The 23,781-nt window shown below is 65.0% G+C and carries 25 protein-coding genes; 11 read left to right on the top strand and 14 right to left on the bottom strand.

The features are described 5' to 3' along the window. Positions 1-14: 14 nt before the first annotated feature. The 5 genes from dnaQ to AC1DDA_RS26380 are packed head-to-tail and all read right to left on the bottom strand — an operon-like array spanning position 15 to position 3,665. The gene (dnaQ, locus tag AC1DDA_RS26400; RefSeq protein ID WP_441514229.1) at positions 15-731 is read right to left on the bottom strand and encodes a DNA polymerase III subunit epsilon; all 717 of its coding nucleotides are present in this window, start codon (positions 729-731) and stop codon (positions 15-17) included. Positions 732-735: 4 nt separating this feature from the next. Further along, on the bottom strand, positions 736-1,350 hold the full coding sequence (gene coaE / locus AC1DDA_RS26395; protein ID WP_476797990.1) for a dephospho-CoA kinase: 615 nt from the start codon (positions 1,348-1,350) through the stop codon (positions 736-738). A 15-nt stretch (positions 1,351-1,365) separates the two neighbouring features. Beyond that, positions 1,366-2,199 (bottom strand): shikimate dehydrogenase, encoded by an 834-nt coding sequence (locus tag AC1DDA_RS26390; RefSeq protein ID WP_476797989.1) that lies wholly within the window; start codon positions 2,197-2,199, stop codon positions 1,366-1,368. Between the two features lie 12 nt (positions 2,200-2,211). After that, the gene (locus AC1DDA_RS26385; protein ID WP_476797988.1) at positions 2,212-2,838 is read right to left on the bottom strand and encodes a Maf family protein; all 627 of its coding nucleotides are present in this window, start codon (positions 2,836-2,838) and stop codon (positions 2,212-2,214) included. Next, complete coding sequence (locus tag AC1DDA_RS26380) at positions 2,835-3,665, bottom strand: pyruvate, water dikinase regulatory protein (RefSeq protein ID WP_476797987.1); 831 nt, start codon at positions 3,663-3,665, stop codon at positions 2,835-2,837. Before AC1DDA_RS26380 ends, AC1DDA_RS26385 begins: the two co-directional genes overlap by 4 nt. A gap of 441 nt (positions 3,666-4,106) precedes the next feature. On the opposite strand from AC1DDA_RS26380, the gene hemE reads away from it, so the two are divergent. The 8 genes from hemE (at position 4,107) to AC1DDA_RS26340 (ending at position 13,150) form a co-directional block, all read left to right on the top strand. After that, positions 4,107-5,159 (top strand): uroporphyrinogen decarboxylase, encoded by a 1,053-nt coding sequence (gene hemE / locus AC1DDA_RS26375; protein ID WP_476797986.1) that lies wholly within the window; start codon positions 4,107-4,109, stop codon positions 5,157-5,159. 10 nt (positions 5,160-5,169) lie between these two features. Then, on the top strand, positions 5,170-5,592 hold the full coding sequence (gene hemJ / locus AC1DDA_RS26370) for a protoporphyrinogen oxidase HemJ (protein WP_476781153.1): 423 nt from the start codon (positions 5,170-5,172) through the stop codon (positions 5,590-5,592). Between the two features lie 221 nt (positions 5,593-5,813). Next, positions 5,814-7,079: a transcription termination factor Rho gene (gene rho, locus AC1DDA_RS26365; RefSeq protein WP_441514236.1), complete on the top strand. Its 1,266-nt coding sequence runs from the start codon at positions 5,814-5,816 to the stop codon at positions 7,077-7,079. Between the two features lie 401 nt (positions 7,080-7,480). Next, on the top strand, positions 7,481-8,794 hold the full coding sequence (mnmE, locus tag AC1DDA_RS26360) for a tRNA uridine-5-carboxymethylaminomethyl(34) synthesis GTPase MnmE (RefSeq protein ID WP_476798001.1): 1,314 nt from the start codon (positions 7,481-7,483) through the stop codon (positions 8,792-8,794). Positions 8,795-8,869: 75 nt separating this feature from the next. Beyond that, on the top strand, positions 8,870-10,762 hold the full coding sequence (gene mnmG, locus AC1DDA_RS26355) for a tRNA uridine-5-carboxymethylaminomethyl(34) synthesis enzyme MnmG (protein ID WP_476797985.1): 1,893 nt from the start codon (positions 8,870-8,872) through the stop codon (positions 10,760-10,762). Beyond that, complete coding sequence (rsmG, locus tag AC1DDA_RS26350; protein ID WP_476797984.1) at positions 10,759-11,406, top strand: 16S rRNA (guanine(527)-N(7))-methyltransferase RsmG; 648 nt, start codon at positions 10,759-10,761, stop codon at positions 11,404-11,406. Before mnmG ends, rsmG begins: the two co-directional genes overlap by 4 nt. Next, on the top strand, positions 11,403-12,233 hold the full coding sequence (locus AC1DDA_RS26345) for a ParA family protein (protein WP_476797983.1): 831 nt from the start codon (positions 11,403-11,405) through the stop codon (positions 12,231-12,233). Before rsmG ends, AC1DDA_RS26345 begins: the two co-directional genes overlap by 4 nt. A gap of 32 nt (positions 12,234-12,265) precedes the next feature. Continuing rightward, on the top strand, positions 12,266-13,150 hold the full coding sequence (locus tag AC1DDA_RS26340) for a ParB/RepB/Spo0J family partition protein (RefSeq protein ID WP_441514241.1): 885 nt from the start codon (positions 12,266-12,268) through the stop codon (positions 13,148-13,150). On the opposite strand, the gene holA is transcribed toward AC1DDA_RS26340, so the two are convergent. Genes holA through leuS form a run of 3 tightly spaced genes read right to left on the bottom strand, consistent with a single transcriptional unit; the run spans position 13,151 to position 17,330 of the window. Beyond that, on the bottom strand, positions 13,151-14,179 hold the full coding sequence (holA, locus tag AC1DDA_RS26335; RefSeq protein ID WP_476781158.1) for a DNA polymerase III subunit delta: 1,029 nt from the start codon (positions 14,177-14,179) through the stop codon (positions 13,151-13,153). It abuts the gene before it with no gap. 6 nt (positions 14,180-14,185) lie between these two features. Next, complete coding sequence (locus AC1DDA_RS26330) at positions 14,186-14,719, bottom strand: hypothetical protein (RefSeq protein WP_441514243.1); 534 nt, start codon at positions 14,717-14,719, stop codon at positions 14,186-14,188. Next, positions 14,706-17,330 (bottom strand): leucine--tRNA ligase, encoded by a 2,625-nt coding sequence (leuS, locus tag AC1DDA_RS26325; protein ID WP_476797982.1) that lies wholly within the window; start codon positions 17,328-17,330, stop codon positions 14,706-14,708. Before leuS ends, AC1DDA_RS26330 begins: the two co-directional genes overlap by 14 nt. A gap of 169 nt (positions 17,331-17,499) precedes the next feature. Here leuS and AC1DDA_RS26320 point away from each other — a divergent pair, with 169 nt between their 5' ends. Then, a complete protein-coding gene (locus tag AC1DDA_RS26320) occupies positions 17,500-18,165 on the top strand; it encodes a YggS family pyridoxal phosphate-dependent enzyme (RefSeq protein WP_476797981.1) in 666 nt (221 codons plus the stop codon). A gap of 113 nt (positions 18,166-18,278) precedes the next feature. Here the strand turns inward: AC1DDA_RS26320 and AC1DDA_RS26315 are convergent, their stop codons facing one another. Then, positions 18,279-18,656 carry a glyoxalase superfamily protein gene (locus AC1DDA_RS26315; protein ID WP_476797980.1) on the bottom strand — a complete coding sequence of 126 codons (378 nt, stop codon included), beginning with the start codon at positions 18,654-18,656 and terminating at the stop codon, positions 18,279-18,281. A gap of 115 nt (positions 18,657-18,771) precedes the next feature. Further along, on the bottom strand, positions 18,772-19,326 hold the full coding sequence (locus AC1DDA_RS26310) for a L,D-transpeptidase family protein (protein WP_476797979.1): 555 nt from the start codon (positions 19,324-19,326) through the stop codon (positions 18,772-18,774). An 82-nt stretch (positions 19,327-19,408) separates the two neighbouring features. Here AC1DDA_RS26310 and AC1DDA_RS26305 point away from each other — a divergent pair, with 82 nt between their 5' ends. Together AC1DDA_RS26305 and AC1DDA_RS26300 are read left to right on the top strand one after the other, a co-directional pair. Continuing rightward, positions 19,409-20,095 (top strand): response regulator transcription factor, encoded by a 687-nt coding sequence (locus tag AC1DDA_RS26305; RefSeq protein ID WP_476781163.1) that lies wholly within the window; start codon positions 19,409-19,411, stop codon positions 20,093-20,095. Positions 20,096-20,098: 3 nt separating this feature from the next. Continuing rightward, a complete protein-coding gene (locus AC1DDA_RS26300) occupies positions 20,099-20,563 on the top strand; it encodes a cyclic nucleotide-binding domain-containing protein (protein WP_476797978.1) in 465 nt (154 codons plus the stop codon). A gap of 12 nt (positions 20,564-20,575) precedes the next feature. Here the strand turns inward: AC1DDA_RS26300 and AC1DDA_RS26295 are convergent, their stop codons facing one another. The 4 genes from AC1DDA_RS26295 to AC1DDA_RS26280 form a co-directional block, all read right to left on the bottom strand. Beyond that, entirely contained in the window at positions 20,576-21,493 is a 918-nt protein-coding gene (locus AC1DDA_RS26295) for an EamA family transporter (RefSeq protein ID WP_476797977.1), read from the bottom strand. Positions 21,494-21,613: 120 nt separating this feature from the next. Then, on the bottom strand, positions 21,614-22,429 hold the full coding sequence (gene xth / locus AC1DDA_RS26290) for an exodeoxyribonuclease III (protein WP_476797976.1): 816 nt from the start codon (positions 22,427-22,429) through the stop codon (positions 21,614-21,616). A gap of 99 nt (positions 22,430-22,528) precedes the next feature. Further along, the gene (locus tag AC1DDA_RS26285; RefSeq protein WP_476797975.1) at positions 22,529-23,380 is read right to left on the bottom strand and encodes a LolA family protein; all 852 of its coding nucleotides are present in this window, start codon (positions 23,378-23,380) and stop codon (positions 22,529-22,531) included. 182 nt (positions 23,381-23,562) lie between these two features. Beyond that, positions 23,563-23,781, bottom strand: a 219-nt coding sequence (locus AC1DDA_RS26280) for a DNA translocase FtsK (RefSeq protein WP_476797974.1), incomplete at its 5' end; no start/stop codon positions are given.

Genomic DNA, 23,781 nt, shown 5'->3' with positions numbered 1-23,781 from the left:
AAGGACGATGCGGATTACTGTGCCGCGTCGTCCGTGATGCCGAGATAGCCCTTCCAGAGTGGGGCCTTGAGCGATCCCAGGATGAAGGCCTCATGCGCCTTGATGGCGGCTTCGTCGAGGCGTGGCGCAAGCGGACGCTGGCGCTGCGGCTTCTCGGCCGCAACCATCGCAAGCCCGCCGCGACCCGCCACTCCCTCGACGCCCAGACCCAGCGAGGTCTGCTTGCCGCCGATCAGCTCGATATACACCTCGGCGAGGATCTCGGAGTCGAGCAAGGCGCCGTGCCTGGTGCGGCGGCTGTTGTCGATGCCGTAGCGCGAGCACAGCGCATCGAGGCTGTTCGAAGCGCCGGGGTGCTTGCGGCGCGCCATCGACAGGGTATCGACCACCCATGCCTGCTCGATCGGCGGCAGGCCGAGGCGCTTGAACTCCATGTTGATGAAGCCGACGTCGAAGGCAGCGTTGTGAATCACCAGCTTCGCGCCGGCGATGAACTCCGCGAACTCCTGGGCGACCGCGGCGAAGACGGGCTTGTCCGACAGGAATTCTTCCGAGAGGCCGTGGACATTGAACGCCCCGACCGGCATCGAGCGCTCGGGGTTGATGTAGACATGATAAGTGCGGCCGCTCGGGCAGTGATTGACCAGCTCGACGCAGCCGATCTCGACGATGCGGTCGCCATTATTGGCTTCGACGCCGGTGGTTTCGGTATCGAGGACGATCTCACGCATCGCTTCAGGACCTCACTGCAGCGCCGCGCCCGGGACGGCCGGCGAGCGCCATCAGGATAGAACCGACCTGTCGCTCCGCGGCCACGAGCCCGCGGGACGTGTCCACAAGGAAATGGGCGCGGCGGCGCTTCTCGGCATCCGGCATCTGGCGCGAAAGGATCGCGTCGAGCTTTTCCGCGTTCATGCCGGGCCGGGCAAGGACGCGTTGGCGCTGAACCTCAGTCGGCGCGGTCACGACGAGGACGGCGTCGCAACGCACCTCCCCGCCGGTTTCGAGCAGCAGGGGCACGTCGATGACGACGAGCCCCGCGCCCTCGCGGCGACAGCGCGCGACGAAGCTTTCCTCTTCCTCGCGCACGAGCGGATGAATGATCGCCTCGAGCCGCTTGAGCGCTTCCGGCTTTCCGAGGACCGCCGCGCCCAGTTTCGCCCGATCGACCACGCCATCGACCAATGTGCCGGGGAAGGCCTCCTCGATCGGTGCCGCCGCGCGGCCGCGGTGCAGGCGATGTACGGCAGCATCCGCATCATGCAACGGCACGCCGCGCTGCACGAACAGCCCGGCCGTCGTCGACTTCCCCATTCCGATCGAGCCCGTCAGCCCCAGCACGAAGGTCATGCTCTCTCCGCCGAATCAGGTCTTCAGGATATCGGCTTCGATCAGGGCGCGCAGGGCCGGCGTCACCTCGGGCGTTACGCCGAACCAGCGAGCGAAGCCGGGTGCGGCTTGATGCAGCAACATGCCCAGCCCATCGACCATAATGCCGCCGCGACTCTCGGCCTCCGCGAGGAGCGCCGTCTTGAGAGGCGCATAGACGATGTCGTCGACGATGGTGCCGGGCCGGAGCGCCGCGAGATCGATCTCCAGTGGCGGTTTGCCCTGCATGCCCAAGGCCGTCGCGTTCACGATGAGATCGGCCTGCCCGACGAGCCGGTCGCGCTGATCCCAGTCTCCGGTCTCAAGCGGCCGCCCCAAGGCAGCAGCCAATTCCTCTGCGCGCTCGCGGCTGCGATTGACGACGACGACGCGGTCGACGCCCCGCGACTTCAGCCCGTAGCAGATGCCGCGCGCGGCCCCGCCGGCGCCCAGGACGAGTGCTGTTCCGACACGCGCCTGCCAATCCGGCACGGTCGCATCGAGATGAGCGAGGAAGCCCGGCACATCGCTGTTATCAGCCAATACGCGATTGCCCTCGCGCCAGAGCGTGTTGACCGCGCCGACCGCCCGGCCGGCATCGCTGACCTCATCGACCAGCGCCATCACTGCTTCCTTGTGCGGCACGGTGACATTGCCGCCAGCGAATTCGCCATCGCGCAGGCGCTGGATGAAGGCGGGCAGATCGGGCGGTGCGACATCGAGGCGCTCATAGGATCCGGCGATCCGGTATTGGCGGAGCCACTCGCCATGAATCATCGGCGAGCGCGAATGAGCGATGGGGTGTCCAACAACGAAGCAGCGAGGCGGCATGGGATAGTCCGGTCAGCGGGCGAGGCAGCCGAGATCGCGCAGGGCGGCGAGAACGGCAAGCAAGGGCAGGCCCAGGATGGTGAAGTGATTGCCTTCGACGGTATCGAAGAGCTGGGCGCCCAGCCCTTCAAGCTGATAGCCGCCGACGCTGGACAGAGCCGCAGGGCCGACCAGATCGACATAGAGCCCGATGAAGTCGGAATCGAGAGAACGCATGGTCATCCGCGCGGTCTCGCGCCCTTCGGCGATCGGCGCGCCGTCCCTCGCCAGGACGAAGGCGGAGTGGAGTTCATGCGTCTTGCCGGCGAGCTCCGCGATCTGCTCGGCAGCTGCGAAGTTGTCGACCGGCTTGTGGAAGGTGATCCCGTCGCAGGTCAGGGTCTGGTCGGCGGCGAGGACGAGACGACCGGGCCGGGCGTTCGACACAGTGAGAGCCTTGGCGCAGGCAAGCGCCGCTGCGATCTGGTCTGCCGGGACATGCTGCTCGACCAGCGGATGCTCGACCGCGCGCTCGTCGATCTCGGGCTTCAGCACCTCCACCGGAACGCCGGCCGCAGCCAGCATGTCGCGGCGGGTCGTGCTCCCGGAGGCGAGGATCAAGGGCTGTGCTTCGAGCCAAAGGCTGTTCGATATGATCATGTCGCGATGAACTTCATGCGGTGGTCGCGCAGCAGGTCAACGATCGATGCTGCGGTCTCCTCGATCGAGCGACGGGTCACATCAATGACCGGCCAACCCTTGCGGGCGCAGAGCCGGCGCGACTGCGAAACTTCGTCGGCGACCGCCGCCGGATCTACATAGGATGTCTCATCGTCGGCGCGTAGGGACAGGAGCCGATTCTGGCGGATCTGGACGATGCGATCGGGGCTGGCGATCAGGCCGACGATCAGCGGCTTCTTGGCGCTCTCCAATTCGACAGGCAGCGGAATATTCGGCACGAGAGGGATATTGGCGGTCTTGATGCCGCGATTGGCGAGATAGATGCTCGTCGGTGTCTTCGACGTCCGGCTGATGCCGACCAGGATGACGTCGGCATTGTCGAGGTCGCCCCCCATCTGCCCGTCGTCATGGAGCAGCGTGTAGTTCATCGCATCGATGCGGCGGAAATACTCGGTATTGAGAACGTGCTGCGCGCCCGGCTTCAGCGCGGAGGCCTGGCCGAGATAGGATTGGAACAGCGACAGCACCGGCTGCAGCACCGAGAGACAGGGGCAGCCCAGCTCGCGGCAGAAGTTCTCGAGCTTCTCCTGCCATTCAGGTTCGACCAGCGTGTAGAGCACGACGCCGGGTGAGGATTCGATTTCGGCCAGAACGCGGGCGAGCTGAGCCTCCGAGCGCACCAGCGGGTAGACATGCTCGATGGCCGATACGCTCTCATATTGTGCCGCCGCGGCACGGCTGACCGCGATCAGGGTTTCGCCGGTCGCATCGGAAACCAGATGCAGATGGAAATAGTTGCGGACCACGGCGTCCCCCGGCCTGAAGCGCTCTTGTCTTCATCTAGCGCGCTTTCGGCCGGATCGGAATCAGGCATTCGATCCGAAAGCGTCCGCACCATGGCCGCGCCGAGTTTTCCCGGGGCATGGGGAGTGGTGTGGACAACCCGGCCTGTGGCCGGCGGCGGCGAGAGCGCCTGTATAACCTGCCCTGTTCGTCAACAGCCGCCGGACTGTGCATGGTTAAGGAAGTGTTTCACGTGAATCATTCTGGCCGCCGCAAGAGCGGAAGCGGATTCCAATTCGTTAATAAAGCCTTAACACCTGATCGCTCGAGCCTGAGACCCGCGACCGGCTGTCCCACCACCTGTGGAACGGTTGTGGACAGGATTGGGCCGGGCTATCTCCCCTGTCCAAGAGTCAAAGAAAAAGAGAATCTTTCATAGAATCTCTTTTTAGTGAGGATACGGGATGAGCCATCCAGCCGCTGGAACGATCAGCGCAGAGCCGCTCTTTCTTCGGGCATTGGCAGGCGAGAAATTGCCTGTTCCTCCGATCTGGCTGATGCGTCAGGCCGGGCGCTATCTGCCGGAGTATCGCGAGCTTCGGGCCAAGGCCGGCAGCTTCCTTGCGCTCTGCTACAACCCCGAGCTCGCTGCCGAGGTGACGCTCCAGCCGATCCGGCGCTTCGGCTTCGATGCGGCGATCCTGTTCTCGGATATTCTCGTCGTGCCGCAGGCACTCGGGCAGAAGCTCTGGTTCGCAGAGGGCGAAGGTCCGCGGCTCGAACCCGTCGCGGATGCTGCAAGACTGGCAGAGATCGATCGGCTCGCCGATGGCGCCAAGCTGGATCCCATTCTGGAGACCGTGCGGCGGGTGCGTGGTGCCTTGCCCCGCGAGACGGGGTTCATCGGCTTCTGCGGCGCTCCCTGGACTGTGGCGACCTATATGGTGGCCGGCCGCGGCACGCCCGATCAGGGACCTGCCAAGGCCCTGTTCGCGAAGGACCCTGAACTGTTCCAGGCGATCATCGATCGAATCGTCGTTGCCTCCGTGAGCTATCTCAACGCCCAGATCGCCGCCGGCGTCGATGCGGTGCAGATCTTCGACAGTTGGGCAGGCGCGTTGGGACCGGAGGATTTCAGGCGCTGGTGCGTCGCGCCGACCCGGCGGATCGTAGAGGGCGTGCGCGCGGTTCACCCCCATGCCCGCATCATCGGGTTCCCACGCGGAGCCGGCCGGTTGATCCCGGACTATGTTGCTGGAACGGGTGTCGATGCGGTCGGGCTCGAATCCGATATCGATAGGGACTTTGCGCGCGACGCCATCCAGACGAGGCTGCCCGTGCAAGGCAATCTCGATCCGCTCGTTCTGAGGGCTGGCGGCCCGGAGCTCGAGAAGGAAATCGCGGCGATCCTCTCAGCCTTCGGTGGCGGGCCGTTCGTCTTCAATCTCGGGCATGGCATCCTGCCGGATACGCCAATCGCCCATGTCGAGCGGCTGCTGAAGGCCGTGCGGGGCTGAGGGTCAGGATATGTATGAGTGGATCAAGGCTTTCCACGTCGTCGCGGTCATCTCCTGGATGGCCGGGATGCTCTATCTGCCGCGGCTGATGGTCTACCATGCCGAGGCTCAGATCGGCTCGATCCAGTCCGAGACCTTCAAGATCATGGAGCGCCGGCTGCTGAAGGGCATCATCAACCCGGCGATGATCCTGACCTGGGTGCTCGGTCTCTACCTCGCCTGGTACGGCTTCGCCTTCAAAGGCGGCTGGCTGCATGCCAAGCTGCTGCTGGTGCTGATCCTCTCCGGTATCCATGGGGTGCTGGTGAAGCATGTCCGCGCCTTCGCCGAGGACAAGAACCAGAAATCTCCCCGCTATTTCCGCATCCTCAACGAAGTGCCGGCTGTGCTGATGCTCGTCATCGTCATTCTCGTCATCGTGAAACCGTTCTGACGCAGACGATTCTTCCCGCTTGAGCCCGGCCGCGATTCCCGCTATCAGGAGCTGCGCTTCTCCAGCGTCCTCCCTTGTTGTCGACTGTTCGTGAGCGATCTGCCCTAGCAGCAGCTCAGGTCGCGCACCCCCCGCGCAGGTCCGGTCAGGGCCGAAGTCGATCACTCCAGTACAGTCCCCACCCCTGCCGATTCGCAGGGCGTTCACGATCCGGGTGCCCCATGCGGGAAATCAAGCTCCAAGAGCTCAAGATCAAATCGCCGACCGAACTTCTGACCTTTGCCGAGGAGGTGGAGGTCGAGAACGCCAGCACGATGCGCAAGCAGGAGCTGATGTTCGCCATCCTGAAGCAACTCGCCGCACGCGAGACCGAGATCCTGGGCGAGGGCGTGGTCGAGGTGCTGCAGGACGGCTTCGGCTTCCTGCGCTCCTCCGATTCGAACTATCTGCCGGGTCCCGACGACATCTATGTCTCGCCCTCGCAGATTCGGAAGTTCGGTCTGCGGACTGGCGACACGGTCGAGGGGCCGATCCGCAGCCCCAAGGATGGCGAGCGCTATTTCGCCCTGCTCAAGGTCAACTCGATCAATTTCGAGGACCCGGAGAAGATCAAGCACAAGATCCATTTCGACAATTTGACGCCGCTCTACCCGGACCAGCGGCTGAAGCTCGAGGTGCAGGATCCGACCAAGAAGGATTTCTCGCCGCGCGTCATCGACATCGTGGCGCCGATCGGCAAGGGCCAGCGCGCGCTGATCGTCGCGCCGCCGCGCACCGGCAAGACCGTGCTGCTGCAGAACATCGCGCAGTCGATCACGACCAATCATCCCGAATGCTATCTCATCGTTCTGCTGATCGACGAGCGGCCGGAAGAAGTCACCGACATGCAGCGCTCGGTGAAGGGTGAGGTCGTGTCCTCGACCTTCGACGAGCCGGCCTCGCGCCACGTCCAGGTCGCGGAGATGGTCATCGAGAAGGCCAAGCGCTTGGTCGAGCATGGCCGCGACGTCGTCATCCTGCTGGACTCGATCACCCGGCTTGGCCGCGCCTACAACACCGTTGTGCCGTCCTCGGGCAAAGTGCTGACCGGCGGTGTCGACGCCAATGCCCTGCAGCGGCCGAAGCGCTTCTTCGGCGCGGCGCGCAATATCGAGGAAGGGGGCTCTCTGACCATCGTCGCGACGGCGCTGATCGACACCGGCTCGCGCATGGACGAGGTGATCTTCGAGGAGTTCAAGGGAACGGGTAACTCCGAGATCATTCTCGACCGCAAGGTGGCCGACAAGCGCATCTTCCCGGCGATCGACATCATCAAGTCCGGCACCCGCAAGGAGGAGCTCATCACGCCGCGCTCCGACCTGCAGAAGACCTATGTGCTGCGCCGTATCCTCAACCCGATGGGACCGCAGGATGCGATCGAGTTCCTTTTGGACAAGCTGCGCCAGACCAAGCAGAACTCGGAATTCTTCGACTCGATGAATACCTGACGGGTCCATCCGATCCGGCATTCGATTCGCCGCCGTATCGATCGCGCAGAAGCGGTCGGACGGCGGCGAATTAGTTTGTGGCGCAGCTACCGCCGGCGCCACCAATCTATATGGCGACCGATTCACTCCCGTTACAACCGCGAGAAAGATTTCCCGGAAGGACTCGATTCGTAATCGAAACGAATCCGAACGGTCGCCTATCTTCGGGCTCCCGCATGGAGCATCGTTGGCCAGTCGCTCCCCAGCTCCACATCGGGCTTCTTGTGCCTACGCGCGCCCGGCTGAGACGCGGCAGGATGCGGGCCCAGAGGATGCAAGCTTGACGCGCTGCCCGGGCAAGGCACAGCTGTGCCGCCATCCCTGATACCGACCGACGAATGCCCAGCATGAACGCCACTGAGATGCACATCTACGAAGCCCATCCGACGATCGTGGCACTGTCCTCGGCGCCTGGCCGGGCCGGTGTGGCGGTCGTACGTGTCTCGGGTCCGCGGGTTCGTTTCGTCCTTGAGACCGTAGCGGGAGTCATACCGCCGCCGCGCATGGCGACACTCCGCCGGCTCTCGGATGGAAAAGGTATGGCCGTCGATACGGCGCTCGTCCTGTTCTTCGCGGCACCGGCGAGCTTCACCGGCGAGGATGTCGCGGAGTTTCATGTCCACGGTTCGCGCGCCGTTCTCGCGGAACTACTGGCCATACTGACGGTACTACCGGGAGTAAAACTCGCGGAAGCCGGAGAATTTACCCGGCGAGCCTTCGAGGCCGGCAAGCTCGATCTCGCAGCCGTCGAAGGCTTGGCCGACCTGATCGATTCGGAAACGGAATGGCAGCGCAAACAGGCCCTGCGCCAAATGGACGGCGCCCTCGGCTTCGTCGCCAAGCGCTGGCGCGGAGAGTTGATCGAGGCGATGAGCTTGCTCGCCGCCGAGCTGGATTTCTCAGACGAGGGCGATGTTGCGGGTCCGCTTCAGGATCAGGCACTTGCCTTGGCCGGCGGTGTTCTGATCTCGCTGCGTGAGGCGCTCGGCAGTTTCACCATGGGCGAACGTGTCCGCGAGGGCTTCGTCGTGGTGCTGGCCGGCCCGCCCAATGCCGGCAAATCGAGCCTGCTCAATGCGCTCGCCCGGCGCGAGGTTGCTATCGTGTCTCCGATTGCCGGCACGACGCGCGACGCTTTGGAAGTACGCCTCGACCTGGAAGGTTTGCCGGTGATCCTGATCGATACGGCGGGACTGCGCGACAGCATCGACCCGATCGAGGCCGAAGGCGTCAAGCGTGCACGCGCGCTGGTGGAGCGCGCTGATCTCGTACTGAGCCTGCGCGGGATCGATTCGGATACGTATCGAATCGAGCAAGAAGCTTCGACATTGGCAGTCGCGACGAAGTCGGATCTTGGTGGGGAAGCACTGGCGGGGGAACGTGCGATCTCGGTGAAAACCGGAGAGGGAATCCCTGACCTGCTCGCGGAGATCGTGGCACGGCTGCGCGATCTCGGTCAGACGGAGCCTGCGCTGCTGACCCGTGAACGCCATCGCGTCGCGGTGAGCGATGCGGTCGCGGCGCTGGAGCGTGCGGTCACCGCCGATCATGGCCAGGGTGAGTTGCTTGCGGAGGATATCCGCCTGGCGGTCGTCGCGCTCGAGAGGCTGGTCGGCCGCATCGATGTCGAGGATGTGCTCGACCAGCTCTTCGCCGGATTCTGCATCGGAAAGTAAGCCCGAGCGGATGATCCGCCCGGTTTGTAGCGATTGCCGTTGACCCGCCTCCCCGGCTTCGTTAGCGAAAATGGCATGTCCATCCATCATCAGCAGCACTACGACGTCATCGTCGTCGGCGGCGGCCATGCCGGGGCAGAAGCGGCTGCGGCTGCGGCGCGCTATGGCGCGCGTACAGCCTTGGTGACGCACAAGCCCGAGACCATCGGCGTGATGTCTTGCAATCCCGCGATCGGCGGTTTGGGCAAGGGCCATCTCGTAAGGGAGATCGACGCACTCGACGGCGTGATGGCCCGCGCGGCCGACCTTGGGGGCATCCAGTTCCGTATGCTGAACCGGCGTAAGGGACCGGCGGTGCGCGGGCCACGCGCCCAGGCCGACCGCAAGCTCTACCGCCAAGCCGTGCAGGAACTGCTCGCCCAGCAGGCCGGGCTCGATATCGTCGCCGGCGAGGTCTTCGACCTCGAGATCGAAGCTGGCCGCGTTGTTGCGGTCATACTTGCGGATGGGCGCCGATTCGGAACCGGAACGGTCGTGATGACGACGGGGACTTTCCTGCGCGGGCTGATCCATATCGGCGAGACCAAGATCCCGGCCGGGCGGGTCGGTGAGGCACCCTCGCTCGGACTCTCGGCGACGCTGGAGCGTTATGGCTTCCCGCTCGGGCGTCTGAAGACCGGAACCCCTCCCCGTCTCGATGGTCGAAGCATCGACTGGGCTGCACTTGAGATGCAGCCGGGCGACGAGCCGCCGGAGCCGTTCTCGGCGCTGACCACAGCGATCACCAATCCGCAGATTTCCTGCGGTATCACGCGCACGACGCTGGCGAGCCATGAGCTGATCCGCGCAAATCTGCATCGCGCGCCGATGTTCTCGGGCCAGATCGAAGGGCGCGGCCCGCGCTATTGCCCGTCGATCGAGGACAAGGTCGGCAGGTTTGGCGATCGCGACGGACACCAGATCTTTCTGGAGCCTGAAGGGCTGGATGACGACACGGTCTATCCGAACGGCATCTCGACCTCGCTGCCCGAGGACGTCCAGCTCGGTCTGCTGAAGACCATCCCCGGCCTCGAGCGCGCCACGATGCAGCGGCCGGGCTATGCGATCGAATACGATTTCGTCGATCCGCGGGCGTTGAAGAACACGCTGGAGACGCACGCCGTCGCTGGCCTGTTCCTGGCCGGCCAGATCAATGGAACGACGGGTTACGAGGAGGCGGGCGCCCAGGGACTGCTCGCAGGACTCAACGCGGCGCGGTTGGCTGGCGACGCTGAGCCCGTGGTTTTCGGCCGAACACAGTCCTATATCGGCGTGCTCGTCGACGACCTCGTCACGCGCGGCGTTACGGAGCCGTACCGAATGTTCACGTCGCGGGCGGAATTTCGCCTGTCACTGCGCGTGGACAATGCCGATGAGCGGCTGACGGGCTTCGGCACGAAGCTCGGCGTGGTCGGCTCAGCCCGACATGCCGCCTTTGAGGCGCGCCACAGCGAAATCGCCGCGTTGCGCCAGACTTTGCAGGGCCTGTGGTTGACGCCTCGGCAGGCAGAGGGCGTGGGCCTGCAGCTCAATCGGGACGGAGTGCGACGCAGCGCTTACCAAATCCTGTCTTATCCCGATGTCGGTTTCGAGCGGCTTGCTGCGATCTGGCCTGAGCTGCAGGGTTATTCTGCGTCCGTGACGGCGCGTGTTACTGCGGATGCAGTCTATGCGGTCTATCTCGACCGGCAGGCTGCGGAGATCCAGGCTTATCGACGCGACCAGTCTTTGAAAGTTCCGGCTGATCTCGACCTCGACATGATTTCGGGCCTGTCGAACGAGATCAAGGCAAAGCTCGCCGCGCTGCGCCCAGCGGACCTGGCGCAGGCCGGCAAGATCGAAGGCATGACGCCGGCAGCTCTGGCGTTGTTGGCTGCACACGCACGGAAGGGCCGGCTTCCGGCGCCGTTATCCACAGGATCGACGTGACTGTTGAAAAGACCGACAGGCAGCGCGCTTTGCGCTTGACGCCTGTTTCACGTGAAACAGAGGAACGCCTGGCGCTGCTCGTGGCGGAGCTCGAGCGCTGGCAGGCGGCCAAGAATCTGGTCTCCTCCACGACGCTGGCGGATGTCTGGACGCGCCATATCGCGGACTCGCTACAGATCTTCAGTCTCGCTCCCGAGCGCGAACGCTGGCTCGATCTCGGTTCCGGCGGCGGTTTTCCGGGGCTGGTGATCGGTATCTGCCTTGCGGAGCGTGGCCGAGGTCAGATCGATCTCGTCGAGAGCAATGCTCGCAAATGCGCGTTTCTGCGCCACGCGGCGCGGATTACCGGCGCCCCGGTCAAGGTCCATGCCGCTCGTATCGAAGATGTGATCGGCGATTTCGCGGGCAAGGCCGATGTGGTGACAGCCCGCGCGCTAGCGCCGCTGACGAAGCTGCTCGACTGGTGCGAAGAGCTGTTGAGAACCGGCACTCTTGGGCTCTTTCCCAAGGGACAACATCTAGATGCGGAATTGACCGACTCGGCCAGATATTGGAAGATTCAGGCGACAACGGTTTCCTCCGTGACTGATGATGCCGCGCGAATCCTGATGATCCGCTCGGCCGAGAGACGAGCCGATCCATGACCGAACTCAGATCTGCGACAGCGCAGCGCCGCCCGCGTGTCATCGCGCTTGCGAATCAGAAGGGTGGCGTCGGCAAGACGACCACGGCGATCAACCTCGGCACGGCGCTGGCCGCGATCGGCGAGAAGGTGCTGATCGTCGACCTCGACCCACAGGGCAATGCCTCGACCGGGCTTGGCGTCGATCGCCGTAGCCGGAAGTCCTCGACTTACGATGTTCTCTGCGGCGATGTCGGCCTGGGTCAGGCGCTCCAGCCCACGGCCGTACCGGGCCTGTCTCTGGCGCCCTCGACGCTGGACCTGCTCGGCGTCGAACTGGAGATCGCATCGGCCAAGGATCGCGCTCATCGGTTGAAGAGTGCGATTGACGAATTGTGCTACGACCAGCGCTGCCAGGATCTGACCTATGTCCTGATCGACTGCCCGCCTTCGCTGAGCCTGATCACTATAAACGCGATGACGGCAGCTGATGCCGTATTGGTGCCGCTGCAGTGCGAGTTCTTCGCGCTTGAAGGTCTCAGCCAGCTGCTCAAGACAGTGGAGCAGGTGCGCGCTGGGCTCAATCCGCGGCTGATGATCCAGGGCGTGGTGCTGACCATGTTCGACCCGCGCAACAATCTGTCAGGTCAGGTCATGGCGGATGTGAAGAGTTTCCTTGGTGATAAGGTTTATGAGACGGTAATCCCACGAAACGTGCGGGTTTCCGAGGCGCCGTCCTATGGCAAACCGGCATTGCTCTATGATCTGCGCTGCTCGGGTTCGCAGGCATATCTGCGATTGGCGTCGGAGGTGATCAAGCGGGAGCGCGCTCTGCGCGCCGCGGCCTGACGAAACGAAATGGTGAGGTAACGAGGATGGCGATGGCCGAAGAACAGGGGCGCTCACGCCTGGGCCGTGGTCTGGCGGCGCTGATCGGTGACGTCGGGGAGGAAATCGGCGCAATCGAGCGGGCGCGGGGCCAACGCAAAGTGCCGGTCGAGTTCCTGCGTCCGAGCGCGCGCAATCCGCGCCGCAGCTTCGTGGAGGAGGATCTCGACGAGCTCACGACTTCGATTCGCGAGCGTGGCATTTTGCAGCCGATCATCGTGCGTTCGATCCCCGGCATGGTCGATGCCTACGAGATCATCGCCGGCGAGCGGCGCTGGCGGGCGGCGCAGCGCGCCGAACTGCACGATGTCCCGGTGATTCTGGTCGAGGCGGACGACCGCGAAGCGCTGGAGATCGCAATCGTCGAGAACGTTCAGCGTACCGACCTCAACGCGATCGAGGAAGCTGCCGGCTATGAGCGGTTGATCGCCGAGTTCGGTTATACGCAGAACGATCTGGCACGCGTCATCGGCAAGAGCCGCAGCCACGTCGCCAATACGATGCGTCTGTCGAAGTTGCCGGAATCCGTCCGCAAGATGGTCAGCGAAGGCGCGGTTTCAGCGGGTCACGCTCGCGCCCTCCTCTCCGTTTCGGAGCCGGAACTGATGGCGCGCCGGATCGTCGACGAAGGCATGAGCGTCCGCGATATCGAGCGTGTCGTGCAGGAAGAAGCACGGGGCGAGACGACAAAGAGCGTCGCGCTGTCGAAGCCGAAGGTCGAGAAGGATCCGGATACGCGGGCTCTCGAGAAGGCGCTGGAGGAAGCGCTTGGTCTCTCAGTTTCGATCGCGCATCGCGCCAACGGATCGGGGGAGGTCCGGATCGGCTACAAGACGCTCGAACAACTCGACGCGCTCTGCCACCGGCTCAAGGCCTGATCACTCAGGCCGGCCGCTGCGGGCGAGCCGAGCCAACGTCCACAATGTGCGGGTCGCGACGGCGCGACCCATATCGGCATTCTGGCGCGTGGCCAGGATCGCATTGCCGAGTAGGCCGACAGCTTCGTTCAGCTTGGCGCTGGACCAGGCATTCAGTGCAGCCTCGGTTGTGGCAATGCGGGGGTAAGGTAGGCGCATCGTTCCGACGACGTCTCGGACCCCCTTCCCGGCATCGACAGCCTGACGCGCTTTGAGCAAGGCCAGCGCCTGGCGAAGCACCGTGCCGAGCATCACACCGGCGTCCAATCCCTCGCTGCTGAGCTTGGCCTGAGCGAGGTCGAGCACCGGCAGCTTTCCCGCGAAGACCGCATCGACGAGCATGGCCTGCTCGCGCTGGGCGGTGTCGCCGACGATAGCGTCGATGTGCTCTTCCCGCACGGCAGGGTCGGTTCCGACATAAAGCAGGAGCTTTTCGATCTCGCGACGGGATGTCTGGCGGTCGCCGCCGAGAAGACCGGCGAGATGCTCCCGGCTGGTGCGGTCGATCGACTTACCGGCGCCGCGTACCATTTCATCGATGATCGAGCCGAGATCGCGGGCTGCGTCGCCATAGCAGGGCACGGCGAGCGCGGTCTTGGCTCTCTCGCAGGCGGTGCGCAGTGGGTTCGTGCGCTGCAGGTCGCCCGCCTCGACGATGACGAGGGCATCCTGCGAAGGCACCGCCAGCAGCGGCTCGACCGCCGCCAGCAGGGGTTTGGATGTCGGAGAGACGCGGATTGCGCGGCGGCCGCCGAAAAGGCCGATAGTGTTGGCTTCGTCAGCGAGCTTCAGCGGGTCGGCGGCAACGGCGTCGCCATCCATGCGGATGAGCTGGAAAGCATCGCTGGCATCATCGACGCTGGCGCGGGCCAATGTGCCCGCCCGCTCGGAGACGAGCCCGGCGTCAGGTCCGTAGATCAGGACAAGGCGCCAGGCCGGATCGAGGCGCGCCAGTATCCGTTCGGCTTCATGCGCCTTGATCGCGACCATGGCAGGTCAGGAGGTGAGATCGGCGGCGATCTGTCCCCGGATGATCGTGGCGAGGTTCTTCGCGGCGCGGATCTGTGCGTCACGTGCTGCACGCAGCGTGGCGAAACGCTGTCCGGAGCGCTCATAGGGCGCGCGGACGGAATTGGTGCCGGAGGAGACGACTTCACCCGTCCCGATGCGCGTCACTTTCCAAGTTGCGGTAGCGACGAGCACCGCCGAATCGGCGCGGCCATTGATGTAATCCACCGTGACGACCTCGACGGATTCCGCGATATTGGCATCGAGCCTCAGCTTCCTCTGCGCGTCGGGATCACCGCTGCCGTCGAACTCAAAGACGAGCTCGTTACGGAAGTAATGGCCCACCAGGCCTTTGATCTCTGGAATCTCGATGCTGCGAAGCGCGGTCTTGACGCTGCCACCGACCGTGCTCGTCGTGTTCTCGGAATAGAGCGGCTGGAAGCAGCCTCCAGCGAGCGCTGCCGCGGCGAGCACGGCTGCGAGCAGCGTCCGGCGGGAAAGAGCGGCTTCAGACGACGACATTCACGATTCTCCCGGGAACCACGATGATCTTGCGGATGGCGCGCCCTTCGAGGGCCCGCTGAACCGCTTCGCTGGCGCGGGTGGCGGCTTCCACCGCCACCGTATCGGCATCGGCCGGAACCGTCACCTCAGCCCGCTTCTTGCCGTTGAGCTGGACGGGCAGCGTGACGCTGTCGTCCTTCAGCAGTGCGGGCTCGACCTCCGGCCAGGAGGCTTCGCCGACGAGGCCAGGCTGGCGGAGAGCCTGCCAGCATTCCTCGGCCAGATGCGGCATCATCGGTGCCACGAGCTGGGTGACGATCGTGGCGGCTTCAAGCAGCGCGAAGGCGATGTCGGCATCGAGCTCGGGCCTCTCGGCCGCAGCGTCCAGCGCCTTACCGATGGCATTGGTCAGGGTGTAGATATGCGCGACGCAACGGTTGAAGCCGAGGCGCTCGATATCGGCGCCGACCGCGTCGAGAGCGCGATGGCTCGCTTTGCGTAGCGCGAGCGCGGCATCACCGACCTGGGCAGGCTTCTCGGCCTTGCCGCCGGTGCGTTCGGCGATCTCGGCGACGAGACGCCAGAGACGCTGGACGAAGCGGGCGGCGCCCTGCACGCCCTCGTCGGTCCAGATCACGTCGCGATCCGGCGGCGAATCCGAGAGCATGAACCAGCGGGCGGTGTCGGCGCCGTAGGACGCGATGATGTCGTCGGGGTCCACGACGTTCTTCTTCGACTTCGACATCTTCTCGATCGAGCCGATTTCGATCGGAGCGCCGGTCTCGACGTCGAAACCACGGCGGTCGTTTCCGGCCACCTCGATACGGACATTGCCCGGCTCGACCCAGTCGCCATTGGCGGCCCGGTAGGTCTCGTGCACGACCATGCCCTGGGTGAACAGACCAGCGAAGGGCTCGTCGAGGCCGGCATGGCCGGTCCTCTTCATCGCCCGGGTGAAGAAGCGCGAATAGAGCAGGTGCAGGATCGCGTGCTCGACGCCGCCGATATACTGGTCGACCGGGAGGAAGCGATCGACGGCCTTGCGGTCGGTCGGGCTCTCGGTGCGCCACGGGTCGGTGAAGCGGGCGAAGTACCAGGACGAATCGACGAAGGTATCCATCGTATCGGTCTCGCGCCGCGCCGGTTTGCCGCATTGCGGGCAAGCGACGTGTTTCCAGCTCGGGTGATGGTCGAGCGGGTTGCCCGGTTTGTCGAAGGAGACGTCGTCCGGCAGCTTCACCGGCAGGTCGGCATCCGGCACCGGAACCGTTCCGCAGTCGGAACAATGGATGACCGGGATCGGGCAGCCCCAGTAGCGCTGGCGCGAGATGCCCCAGTCGCGCAGGCGGAAATTGACCTTGCGCTGGCCGACCGGGCGGTTGCCGCGGGTTTCGCCCTCGAGCCGGCGCGCGACCTCCTCCTTGGCTTCCGCGATGGTCATACCGTCGAGGAAGCGGGAATTGATCATCCGGCCATCGCCGTCATAGGCGGTGTCGGTGATGACGAAACCAGCCGGATCGGTGCCTTCCGGCGCTACTACAGGGGTATTACCCAGGCCATACTTGTTGACGAAGTCGAGGTCGCGCTGGTCATGCGCCGGGCAGCCGAAGATGGCGCCGGTGCCGTATTCCATCAAGACGAAATTCGCGACATAGACGGGCAACGTCCAGTTGGGATCGAGCGGGTGCACGGCGCGCAGGCCAGTGTCGAAACCGAGCTTCTCGGCCTTGTCGATGGCTTCCTGCGCCGTGCCTGTGCGCTTGCATTCCTCGATAAAGGCCTGCAGCGAGGGGCTCTTCGCCGCGATGGACTTGGCGATCGGATGATCGGGCGCGATGGCGACGAACTTGGCGCCGAACAGCGTATCGGGGCGGGTCGTATAGACCTCGACCTCGTCCTGCCCCGCACCATTCGATTCGAGTGCGAAACGAACCAGCAAGCCTTCGGAGCGACCGATCCAGTTCTTCTGCATCAGCCGGACCTTCTCGGGCCAGCGGGTCAGGCCGTCGAGCGCGTCGTTCAGTTCCTGACCGTATTCGGTGATCTTGAAGAACCACTGGGTCAGCTCGCGGATCTCGACCGGCGCACCGGAACGCCAGCCGCGGCCGTCGATGACCTGCTCATTGGCCAGCACGGTCTCGTCGACCGGGTCCCAGTTGACCTTGGCGGTCTTGCGGTCGACCAGCCCGGCCTTCAGGAAGTCCAGGAACATCTTCTGCTGGTGGCGGTAGTAGCTGGGGTCGCAGGTCGCGAGCTCGCGGCTCCAGTCGAGAGACAGGCCCATCGACTTGAGCTGCTTGCGCATCGTCGCGATGTTCTCATAGGTCCATTCGCGCGGATGGACCTTCTTCTGCTTGGCGGCATTCTCGGCCGGCAGGCCGAAGGCGTCCCAGCCCATCGGATGCAGAACCGAAAAGCCCTTGGCGCGCTTGTAGCGCGCGACCACGTCGCCCATCGCGTAGTTGCGGACATGGCCCATATGGATGCGTCCCGACGGATAGGGGAACATCTCGAGGACATAGTAGCTCGGCCGCGTGTCGTCGTTCCTCGTCTCGAAAAGCTTGCGCTCTTCCCAGACGGTGCGCCATTTCGGCTCGGACTCTTTCGGATTGTAACGTTCGACGGCCATGTCAGCGGGCAATTCTCTGAGCGGGCGATTCTTGGCGGTTCGCCGGTTCCCGGAGGCAGGCCGGCGCAGGGGCTGAATGCAAAAACCGGATGTCGGAATCTTGCAACCTGCTCTAGGACACCATTGCGCGCACGCGGTCAACGGCGCGCAGGGCATGAGAGGCTGGCAGATGAGCGATACGGTTACGCGTTTGGCTGAGATCCGGGCGGCGATCAGCCGTACCGAGCGCGATTTCGGGCGCAAGCCGGGTTCGGTTGCGCTGGTCGCCGTCTCCAAGACCAAGCCGGTCGAACAGATCATCGAGGTGCTGGAGGCTGGACAGCGCATCTTCGGCGAGAACTATGTCCAGGAGGCCAAGGCGAAGTGGCCCTCGCTGAAAGAGCGCTTCCCCGATGCCGAACTGCACATGATCGGACCGCTGCAGTCGAATAAGGCGCGCGAGGCGGTGGAGCTGTTCGACGTCATCCAGTCGCTTGACCGGGAGAGCCTGGCGAAGGAACTGGCGCGCGAGATGGCGCGGGCCGGCCGCGCGCCGAGGCTGTTCGTGCAGGTGAACACCGGCGAGGAGTCGCAAAAGGGCGGTGTCCTGCCGGTGGAGGTCGATGCCTTCATCGCCCGCTGCCGCGAGGTTCACGGTCTCGTGATCGAGGGGCTGATGTGTATCCCCCCCGCCGACGAGCCGCCTTCTCCGCCTTTCGGCCTTCTGGCCAAGATCGCCGCCCGCAACGGGCTCAAAGGCCTGTCGATGGGGATGAGCGCCGACTACGAGGCGGCGATCCAGCTCGGCGCGACCTATGTGCGGGTCGGTAGCGCGATTTTTGGCGCACGGGGATGATTTCGACGTCATGCCCGGGTCTGACCCGGGCATCTCTGCGATAGGGAGGACCCAGAGCCGCCCTGGCATGAGATTCCCGGGTCTGCGTTTCGCTGCGTCCGAGAATTGACGGTCTATTTCAGCGGCTCACCGACATCGATGCGGTTGCCGTCCGGATCCTCGAAGACGAAGGCGCGTAGGCCGTAATCCTTGTCGCGCAGCCCCTTGACGATGCGCAGGCCGCGCTCGCGGACGAGGGAGTGCACCGCGTCGATGTCCTCGACCATCATACGCGCGACGTTGAACGCTGCCGGCCTGTGGCCGGGCTGGAGGGTGAGGTGCAACTCGGCGGCGTCGCGCTTCAGGATCGTGAAGCCGACGGGATTGCCGTTCTCGAAGGTTTTTCGGAAGCCGAGAGCGCCGATGTAGAAATCGCAGGCGCGGGCCATATCGGCGACCGGCAACATCGCGGCGATCCGCCCGAAGCGGAATGAGGAACCCGAATCATTCATCGCAAATCTCAGATTGGGATCGTGCCGCGACATGGGACGGTGCCCGCGGGCGCGGCCGCTGATCCAAAGAGGATGATCGAGACGGTGCTCACCGCTGCTTCTAGCTGAATTCGCGCTATCTGACCAGAATCCGGCAATCGCGCGCCAGCCGCGGCAGCACCTTGGCGAAGACATGGCCCTCGACCGCGACGCAGCCGGCGGTGGGCGTGAAGCCGGGGCGGGCCAGATGCCAGAAGATCGCGCTGCCGCGCCCTCGAATCACGGGCCGATCATTCCAGCCGAGCTCGACGACGACGTCGTAGAGATGGTCCTCTCGCTGCAGCCGCTCCTCGGCCTGGCCCGGCGGACGGTCGATCAGCCGATTGTAGCGGCGGTCCTTCACGTCGTCGCACCAGGCGTCGCGCGGCCCGATCCGCTTTGAGGGCAGCAGCGTGCGCGGCCGAGCCAGACGGTCGGCCCGGTAGAAAACGCCGCGCAGCGGCAGGGCGGTGCGCGGCGTGGCGCCGTCGCCCTCGCGCTTGTCGGTACGGATGCCGGAGCGACCGAGCGCGCAAGGGAACACCGACGAGCCGGCGATCAGGAAGCCCTTGCGGCGGTCATGGACGGAGGCGAAGACCCGCAGCGATGAGAGTTTGCGCGGGCCTGCGGGGAAGGAAGGGCGGTTTCTCAAGGGGATTCCTGGCTGCCTGACTTGCGATGACGACTCAGCGGGCTCATGTTGCCGTAACGATTGCGTCCGAGCGAACCGTCCCATGTCCGTCGTCCATCATATTCTCCTGGTCGATGACGACCAGACCCTGCGCGATGCACTGGCCGAGCAGCTGGCGCTTTACGAGGAGTTCAGGCTGTCGACGGCCGGCACGGCCGCCGCTGCCGTGAGGGTCGTGCAGGGCGAGCGCGTCGATCTGGTCGTCATGGATGTCGGGCTGCCCGACATGGATGGCCGCGAGGCCGTCAAGGTGATGCGCAAGAACGGCTTCAAGAGCCCGGTGGTGATGTTGACCGGCCAGGGCTCGGACGCCGATACGGTGCTGGGCCTCGAGGCCGGCGCCAACGATTATGTGGTGAAGCCGTTCAAGTTCGCCGTGCTGCTGGCGCGCATCCGCGCGCATCTGCGGCAATACGAGGCGAGCGAGGACGCCATTTTTCAGGTCGGTCCCTACACCTTTCATCCCGGATCGAAGTTGCTCGTCAGCGAAAAGGGCTCGAAGACCAAGCTGACCGAGAAGGAAACGGCGATCCTGCGCTTCCTCTACCGGGCCGGCCGCAAGCCGATCGCGCGCGAGGTGCTGCTGCAGGAGGTCTGGGGCTATAACAGCCAGGTGACGACCCACACGCTCGAGACACATATCTACCGTCTCAGGCAGAAGATCGAGCCGGATCCCGGCAATGCCCGCCTGCTCGTCACCGATGCCGGCGGCTACCGGCTGAATCCCTGACGGATGGCGCTCGACGACGATATGGCCCTGCTGGCCCGGCAGCCGCTGCTGAGCTTGATGGAGCGCGATGCACTGCGACTGCTCGCCTTCGCGGCGGAGAGCCGCATCTTGCGTGCCGGCGACGTGCTGTTCCGCGCCGGCGAGCCTTCGGACGGGGCCGTTCTGGTGGTGTCGGGCGCGATCGCCGTTACGGCGCGGGATGACGGCCAGCCGGCGCAGGAGATCATCGGCCCCGGCGCCATGATCGGCGAACTCGCGCTCTTCACCTCGGTGCCGCGGCAGGTTACCGCGATCGCGCGCGAGCCGACGCGGGTCATGCGGTTGCCGCGCAGCGTGATGCGGCGCGTGCTCGGCGAATCGCCGGATTCGGCGGAGGCAATCGCCTCAGAGATCAGCACCAGGCTGCGTGGCTTCGTCGGCGAGCTCTCGGCCGTGCAAGAGGCGCTCGCCGCGATCGACCGCAAGTAAGGCGCAGTGCCCTCAGGACGAAGGCGGATGCCTGGCGGCGCGGATCGCCGCGAAGCGCGGCCAGAGGATGTTGATGCACAGGCCGGACAGCACCAGTCCGGCAGCAAGGAACTTCCAGCCCGGCAGCGGCTCCCCCAGCCAGATGGCGGCGGCACCCATGCCAAAGACCGGGACCAGCAACGCGGTTGGCGCGACCGTAGCGGCGGCATAGCGCGAGAGCAGCCAGCCCCAGACGGCATAGCCGAACATCACGTTGCCGACGGCTTGCCAGAGCGCGGCCGCCCAGGCGGCGAGCGGGGCTCCGGTCAGCCCGTCGCGCATCGCCGGCCAACCCTCGATGAGCCAGGACAGGATGAAGAGGGGTGGCACGGCGAAGAGGCTGGTCCAGACGACATAGGCCAGCATGTCGACGCCGGGGGTGCTGCGCGACACGATGTTGCCGCCGGCCCAACAAAGCGCTGCGGCAAGCACGAGGGCGATCCCGAGCGGGGTGGTCGTGCCGTCCGCGTGCCAGAGAATGACGCCGATACCGACCGCGGCGAGCAGCAGGCCGGCGAACTGGAAGGGTTGAACGCGCTCACGCGTGATCGCGGCGGCGAGCAGGATCGTGAAGAAGGATTGCGACTGCACCACCAGCGAGGCCAGCCCCGGCGCGATGAAGCCCTTGATGGCGATGAACAGCAGGCCGAACTGGCCGGCACCGATCAGGAGCCCATAGGCAGCGAGCTTGCTCCACGGGACGGCTGGCCGCTTGAGGAAGAAAACCGCGGGCAGCAGCGCGAACGCAAAGCGCAGGCAGGCGAAGAGCAGGGGTGGGAAATGGTCGACGCCGATGCGGATGACGACGAAATTGGTGCCCCAGACCACCATCACCGCGAGGGTGAGCAGTGCATCGCGCAGGGACAGGGAGGTGGAGAGCGGCGGGTGCAACGGCTTTGGCCACGGCAATGAAAACTGCCGCGGCTATATCACGATGCGTCGGCGGTCCGTTAGGACGACCTGGCATGGCCGGGACGCCGTCCGCTCAGGCGTTGCGCGCCAAAGAGCTTGTCAGAGTTCCAGCGTCACCGTTACCGGGACATGGTCGGAAGGGCGCTCCCAGCCGCGGGCTTCGCGCAGGAAGGCGAGGTCGCGCAGCGTCGGCTTCAGGCCGTCCGAGAGCCAGATATGGTCGAGCCGGCGGCCCCTGTTCGATGCTTCCCAGTCCTGCGCGCGGTAGCTCCACCAGGAATAGAGCTTCTCGGGCTCCGGGCGGAGCGTTCGTGCGGCGTCGGTCCAGCCGGTCTCGCTGCGCAGCTTCTCCAGTGTCGTGGTCTCGATCGGGGTGTGGCTGACGACGTCGAGGAGCTGCTTGTGGCTCCAGACGTCATGTTCCAGCGGCGCGATGTTGAGGTCGCCGAGCAGGATGGCCGGCCGATCGGTCGGCTTCTTGGCCACCCCCCAGGCGCCGAGCTCGTCGAGGAAGGCGAGCTTGTGGGCGAACTTGTCGTTCTTCTCCGGATCGGGGATATCGCCGCCGGCAGGGATATAGAAGTTATGGATGGCGATGCCGGCGGCGGCGCCCGCGGCCTTGTCGAGCGTCACGGTCATGTGCCGGGCGTCGTTGCGGCCGCACATCGACATCGCCTCCTTCTCGCTGAAGGGCAGCTTCGAGACGATGGCGACGCCGTTATAGCCCTTCTGGCCGATGAAGGCCTGATGGATATAGCCGAACTGCTGGAAAGCCTTGGCCGGGAACTGCTCGTCCGGCGTCTTGGTCTCCTGCAGGCAGAGCACGTCGGGAGCGTAGGTCTTCAGGAACTCGCCGACCATGCCGATGCGCAAGCGGACGGAGTTGATATTCCAACTGGTGACGGTGAGTTGCACGCGAGAATTCCGGCGGGAAGGAGGCCGGAAACTGGGTCGTCGGGGCGCAAAAGGCAAGCCCCGCGCGAAGTCCGTCTGCGGGTCCGTTCAAAGGGCCGCCTAGAGCGTGCGCTGGTAGTCGATCACGAACTTCTTCGGATCGGGACGGCGCTGGGTGTCGAGATTGTAGAGCGCGACCGAGGTCTCGTAGCCCTGCGGATCGACCACGATCCATTGCCGCAGCTCATTGGCGACGAGATCGTATTTCAGCGTGATCTTCGAGGTGCCCCCCAGCGTCGAGCGGTCCTCGATCCTGACGGAAAGGATGTCACCGTCGATGCTGGCGCCGGTGAGGGTGCCTTCGCGGGCCAGGTCCATGCGCTCGCGCACGAGAAACTTCAGCGGCGTCTGGCCGATCGAGTAGATGTCCTGCGTCGCCAGGCGCTTGTCGCGCACGGCAACCGAGGTGCCGTCGGCGATGACTTCGGTGGTGGCGGGCGGCTCGTACTCGAAGCGCATCTTGCCCGGGCGCTGGATGTAGACGCGGCCTTCGAGCCGCCGGCCATTGGCGGCAAACTGGATGAAATTTCCCTGCAGCGAGGTGAAGCTGTTGAGATAGGCGTTGAGCCGCTCGATCGCCTCTTCCTGTGTGGCAGGGACAGAGCCCTTGGCCTTCGCGGGCGCGGCGGCGTGTTGCTGGGCCTCGGGCGGCTTCGTCGCAGTGGAGCCGGACGAAACGGGCTGCACGGCTGCCGGTTCGGCTGCAGCGGTTCGCGCCATGCCGAGATTGGCGGGGCGCGGCGGCGGCAGGACGAGACGCGGCGCGGCGGGCTTGGCCGCGGCCGGCTTCGCAGGGGAAGGGGACTGGAGCTGGAGAGGCTGGGCGGCCAGCGGCATAGCCGCGATGACGCCGCCAAAAAACGTCGCCGCCAGAACCATTTTCCGGACCGCCGGGGCCATGTGCTTGAGCAAGCTGCTCCACTCCCTGTGCCTCGGCCAACGCGCTGCCGGGCCTTGCAAGTGCGTTGCGACAAACGGGTCGGCTCAGATTGGCCCAAGGTCAACGCGCGATATGCTGCCGAGGTTGCAGCATCGTCATGGCAATTTGAGGACTGCCCTCCCCGGCCGCAAGGGCCCACAGCCCGTCACGAGCGTCATTCGTCGTGCTGGTTCTGGGTCTCGACGAGGATTTCGCGTTTTCCGGCGTGGTTTGCGGGGCCGACGATGCCCTCGTTCTCCATGCGCTCCATGATCGAGGCGGCGCGGTTGTAGCCGATCTGGAGGCGGCGCTGGATGTAGGAGGTCGAGGCCTTCTTGTCGCGCAAGACGACGGCGACCGCCTGCTCGTAGGGGTCGTCCGAGTCGACCGAACC

This window comes from Allobosea sp. 10N428 (assembly GCF_056394545.1).
The sequence above is the reverse complement of the archived record's forward strand: the minus strand, read 5'-3'. Positions and strand labels throughout refer to the sequence as shown.